This is a genomic window from Bacillus sp. L75 (assembly GCF_003676355.1).
GTDB classification, from domain to species: Bacteria; Bacillota; Bacilli; order Bacillales; family Bacillaceae; genus Bacillus; species Bacillus velezensis.
In genome coordinates, this window is record NZ_ML064911.1 from 1 (window position 1) to 4,904 (window position 4,904).

The 4,904-nt window shown below is 43.3% G+C and carries 5 protein-coding genes and 1 pseudogene; 4 read left to right on the forward strand and 2 right to left on the reverse strand.

Annotation, left to right across the window (positions count from 1 at the left end; translation table 11 throughout):
* Positions 1-1,271: 1,271 nt before the first annotated feature.
* Positions 1,272-2,462 (reverse strand): annotated as a pseudogene (gene hmpA, locus D5S11_RS15555) (NO-inducible flavohemoprotein).
* A gap of 159 nt (positions 2,463-2,621) precedes the next feature.
* On the opposite strand from hmpA, the gene D5S11_RS20495 reads away from it, so the two are divergent.
* The 4 genes from D5S11_RS20495 (at position 2,622) to D5S11_RS20365 (ending at position 3,878) form a co-directional block, all read left to right on the forward strand.
* On the forward strand, positions 2,622-2,693 hold the full coding sequence (locus D5S11_RS20495) for an SWIM zinc finger family protein (protein WP_141137932.1): 72 nt from the start codon (positions 2,622-2,624) through the stop codon (positions 2,691-2,693).
* Between the two features lie 5 nt (positions 2,694-2,698).
* A complete protein-coding gene (locus D5S11_RS15565) occupies positions 2,699-2,926 on the forward strand; it encodes a hypothetical protein (RefSeq protein WP_007408759.1) in 228 nt (75 codons plus the stop codon).
* A 169-nt stretch (positions 2,927-3,095) separates the two neighbouring features.
* Positions 3,096-3,605 (forward strand): cysteine protease YraA, encoded by a 510-nt coding sequence (locus D5S11_RS15570; RefSeq protein WP_007408760.1) that lies wholly within the window; start codon positions 3,096-3,098, stop codon positions 3,603-3,605.
* 144 nt (positions 3,606-3,749) lie between these two features.
* Positions 3,750-3,878 (forward strand): hypothetical protein, encoded by a 129-nt coding sequence (locus D5S11_RS20365; RefSeq protein ID WP_007408761.1) that lies wholly within the window; start codon positions 3,750-3,752, stop codon positions 3,876-3,878.
* 15 nt (positions 3,879-3,893) lie between these two features.
* Here D5S11_RS20365 and D5S11_RS15575 read toward each other — a convergent pair whose 3' ends face one another.
* Positions 3,894-4,646: an SGNH/GDSL hydrolase family protein gene (locus D5S11_RS15575; RefSeq protein WP_007408762.1), complete on the reverse strand. Its 753-nt coding sequence runs from the start codon at positions 4,644-4,646 to the stop codon at positions 3,894-3,896.
* Positions 4,647-4,904: the final 258 nt, after the last annotated feature.

Consider the following 4,904-nt stretch of genomic DNA (forward strand, 5'->3'; position numbering starts at 1 on the left):
GTGGCTCCGGCTGGACCGATAGCTCCTGTGGCCCCGGTCGCTCCGGCTGGTCCGGCTGGTCCGGCTGGTCCTGTAACCCCTGGAATCCCTCGCACCCCTCGTAATCCTCGTTGTCCTACAATAACTTTTGTATAACAGATGGGACAGCACTTACAGCAGTTTGGTTTCGGTAGTTTTTGTTTACATTTAGGGCATCTTCTATGCTGATCATAACCCATCAGCTGCTCATCTCCCTTAATGATTAATATATCATTATAATATGTTTAATTTATAAATAAGTGAGCACTAGTTTGATCCTCATTAAGTTTGTCAGCTGATCTTATATTATTTATCAATTTCTGTTTATAAATAACTCTTCACATTATTGTAATCCCTATTTGAATCGATGGGGACGCAGAAATATTTTGCCTTCCAGTCTACACTGCGGATTTTATCTGTTTCAACAATAAAAATTACATATTTGGCAAAAAATCTTCTCTTTGATGCGTCTGACCGTTTCGCGGGAAACGCCAGAATGCAGAGCGATTTCACGATATTTCACCCCGTCTACTACAAAGACAGTCCGGTGTTTCTCGTCAACTATTTCTTCAGTAGCTCAATCAAGAAAATCAACAATAGATTCACATTTCCAGAGCCATTTTTCTCGGCGGTCCACTTGGCGTAATTCTGCCTGACGTTCGCCCTCTGATCCCCTCGGCATCCCCGCTTCATCTCAAATCGATTCTCAGATAAAAGAGCATCCCCAAACCTTTTGTTTAATATCAGTAAGCATAGATACAACCCCTCCCTGTACCGATTCCTCAAAAAAGTTACTCACTCTATTATTCCCCTCCCTATACTGCTATCACAAAACCCGAATATATAAATCCCATTGTATCCTGAAACTTTCATTTCTATCAGTTGTTATTTTTAATTTTAAAATACTGATTCCTCTTTTTGCTTTTGCCGCTCGTACACTAGCAAATAAGCGTTCATCCTGTCTTTAAACTTCTTTTACAAGTAAAAGGTCAGCGTCTCTTCCGGATTATGCAGCCGTACCGTTTTTTTCTCACACACCAAAAATCCGAGCAGCAGGATAAGTGAGCAATAAACTCGCGGGCCATGTGTTTTTAACATGCGGCACTTATTTCATTCGATAATTAAGCGAGTTGAGACAAAAAGTGGTTTTCCTCTACAGAGTGATTCCTCAGCAACCCTTCCTTGCAAGAGAATAAAAAAAGCACCCAGTCCGGATGCTTCATACATTAAAATCATCGTCCTTCCTTCTTCAATCACACCATACTCAGCTGCGGTTCAAATAATTCATAGTGAATGGATTCCGGCGGTGTATTGAATTCAGAAATCAGCTTTTTCATTTCTTTAATGAACGACGGTGACCCGCACAGGTAAAAATCAGCATCTTTATCTGTCATCACTTCTTCTAACAGCTGTTTGTCAATCCGGCCTTCCCGAAAACGAATGTTTTCTGAACGGTCTTGTTCGGACGGCTCACTGTAAATAAAGAGGGTGTCAACGGATGAGTGTTCCGCGGCTTCTTCAGCTTCATGCCGCAACGCATGATACTCTCCGCTCCTTGCCGCATGGATAAAGAGAACGTTTCGCTGCGGCTGGGTTTTGGCAACCGTCTTTAACATGCTGATCATCGGGGTAATTCCGACACCGGCACTGATGAGAACCAGATTCTTTTTGGAATCAGGGTCTAATACGAAATCCCCGGCCGGAGCGCTGATCTCAATTGAATCCTTTTCGTGTAATTGGTCATGCAGATATGAAGAAACAATTCCGTCTTTTTTCACGGAAATCCTGTAATAATCCTTACCGGATACATCCGACAAACTGTACTGGCGGATATGCGTATAACCCGTGTCCGGAATGTATACTTTTACACTGATATACTGTCCCGCTTTGAACTCGGGGAGAACTTGTCCGTCTTCCGGTTTTAAATAAAACGACGTTATCTCCTTGCTTTCTTTTACCTTTTTATCAATTTTAAACGCCTTATAGTCTTTCCAGCCGCCTTTTTGCGTTTCCGCTTGTTCATACATGTCCTTCTCAATTCCGATAAAAGCGTCTGCAATGACGCCGTATGCTTTTTCCCATGCCTGAATGACCTCAGGAGCAGCCCCGTCTTTTAGCACATCCTTTATCGCGATTAACAAGTACTTTCCAACGATTGGGTAATGCTCGGGTTTAACACCGATACTCCGGTGTTTATGGCTGATTTGTTTGACGACGGGAACGATGTTTTCCAGCCGGTCAATATTGGCTGCGGCTGCAATCACAGCATTCGACAAGGCCGTACGCTGTGTTTTTTTCTTTTAATTCGTCTGATTAAAGATATTCAGCAGCTCAGGGTGATGCTGAAACAGCAGGTCATAAAATCGGCCTGTGATTTCTTCACCATGCTCTTCTAAGACCGGCACTGTGCTTTTAATGATTTCAATCGTTTTTTCATCGAGCATTCTGAAATCCCCCTAAAGATGTATGCATCTCGATTGACCTGAGAAAAGAATCGTTTTTGAATTCTTTTTTATAGATTTCCCCGCTCAAAAAGGGTTAGCCGTTCCAATTTGAGGCGGATTCAGGAAAAATCAGAAAAACGAAATTGCAGCTGAAAAATTGTGGACTTGCCATGGTGTACTTGTCCGATGCAAAATCCTCCTTGTCAGCATTTAATAAAGTACGGGAGGTGAGATGAATGGGTAAAAAATCGAAAGTGTATTACTGTGACCCTAAGTATATTGTGACTGACAAGTATACTGACAAAGAAGTGGTTTACGTCCATCCCATCAAACACATTAACAGAGAGCATATCCGTTATGTTCCCCGCCACGTTTATAAGGAAGAAACAATTCACGAAGTCATTGATCCGGGCGATCCGGGGAAATGCGGGTGTAAAAAGCAGAAAAAAAGACGCAAAAAGTAATTGGTTCGATTTCTTGCCTTATCTCAGGTTAAACACGTAAGTTTAAGCAGACCTCCGTACCTTTTGGCTCCTCTTTTTCAGAGGGGTCTTTTTTCATAAGCAAATACGTTGTGAGGCGGGAATCTGCCTGATATTCTTGTCATATACAAATTCACAGGAGGCATGATGTATGAGCAAAAAAATCGCAGTTCTGATGACAGATCAATTTGAGGATATTGAATATACAAGCCCGGCGGAAGCATTTAAAGAAGCGGGCCACAGTGTGGTGACAATAGATTTGGAAGCTGGGAAAGAAGTGACGGGCAAGCACGGTGAGAAAGTAAAGATCGATCAAGCGATCTCAGACGCAGACGCCAAGGAATTCGATGCGTTATTGATTCCCGGAGGCTTTTCACCGGATCTTCTGCGCGGAGATGACCGCCCGGGTGAATTCACTAAAGCATTCGTGGAAAATCAGAAACCCGTTTTCGCGATCTGCCACGGCCCGCAGCTGCTGATTGATACCGACCTTCTTAAAGGAAAAGATATCACGGGATTCCGCAGCATCCGCAAAGACTTAATCAATGCCGGCGCACATTATAAAGATGAAGAAGTCGTCGTGAGCCATAACATCGTAACAAGCAGAACACCTGACGATTTGGAAGCCTTTAATCGCGAATCATTGAACCTGCTGAAATAAGCGAATAAAAATGAACAGACCCGTTCAGTCTGTTCATTTTTTTATGGATTTATAAAGAAATCCCAATAGTTAGACCTATTCTCTCCCCATCCATAATAAGTAAAATAAAGAGTGGGTTTTTCAACACTCGACAGGAGGTTCGCTATGTGGATGATCATTTTGCTGCTTATCATTTTAATCGGTTTTACCGGTAATATCGTCTCGCTTTTGAGAGCGCAAAAACACGCATCTCAAAGAATAATTGAGCTTTTAGAAAAGCAAAGCCGAAAATAATCTGTTAGCGCTGTGTTACCCATAATAGTAATAATAATTCCGGCAGATTTCCTGAAATATGATTTGATGCCCTTTCTCGTTCGGATGAAGACCTTCTGACATGCACATGCTGCGGAAAGCGGGATTATATGGGTCGATGAGATCAGTATCAAATAGATCGGCATATGGTACAGAGAGGAGTGTGCAGGCTTCTTTTTGGGCTTTCACATAGTCAGCCAGCTTCAGGCCCAGTTTATTTTTATCAGTATCACGGCGGACGATTTTTCCTTTTGACATTTTTGCTTGTCTCGTTGGGGTCACCACAATGATGCTCGCGCCTTTATTTCCGCTCCGCAGCTGCTGGATCACTTGGCAGAAGCCTCCGTAAAATGTGGTGATATCCTTTTCATCTGTGCCGATGGGAATGTGGTTGCACCAATCATCATCTGTTCCCTGGACAATGATGACATCATGTCCCTTTGTTTTAAGCGCCTGCTGATAAATGTTATCGCTTCCGTTGTTGCTCATATTAACGCCGCTGACAGACAGATTGGTTATTTCAGCGTTTGTCCGGTCTTTCAGAATGTCACCAAAGCCGTATTCCGCACGCAGCCCCCGGGCGACGCTGTCACCTAAGATCGCGATTTTTGAAGCCTTCCGCAGCCTGCTTATGCTGATGAAGTCAACGCTGATATGCCCGCTGTCCGTGATATGCAAAAGCTTGCTGCTGATGTTTGGCAAAGAGACTGTCTTTCCTTCAGAGTTATAAAAATCCTCATTCAGCTTCATTCGGCGTCATCCCTTCCTTTTTATCCTCCGGCATCTTTTTTGACATAAAAAACGGACACGAACAAACAGCGCCATGTTGTCAGTTCAGTGTCCGCAGATGATGATACTGGATCTTTTATGCAGTTCTCTTGCCATTATAGCAGATCCCCGTTACTTGTAATAGAGTCTGCAGTCAGCATTTAAAACAGCGTTTGCGGCTACGTTTTTGATGAGACCGTCTGCTGCGGGAACGGTGTGTCCGGCGATGCGTCCGTCTTT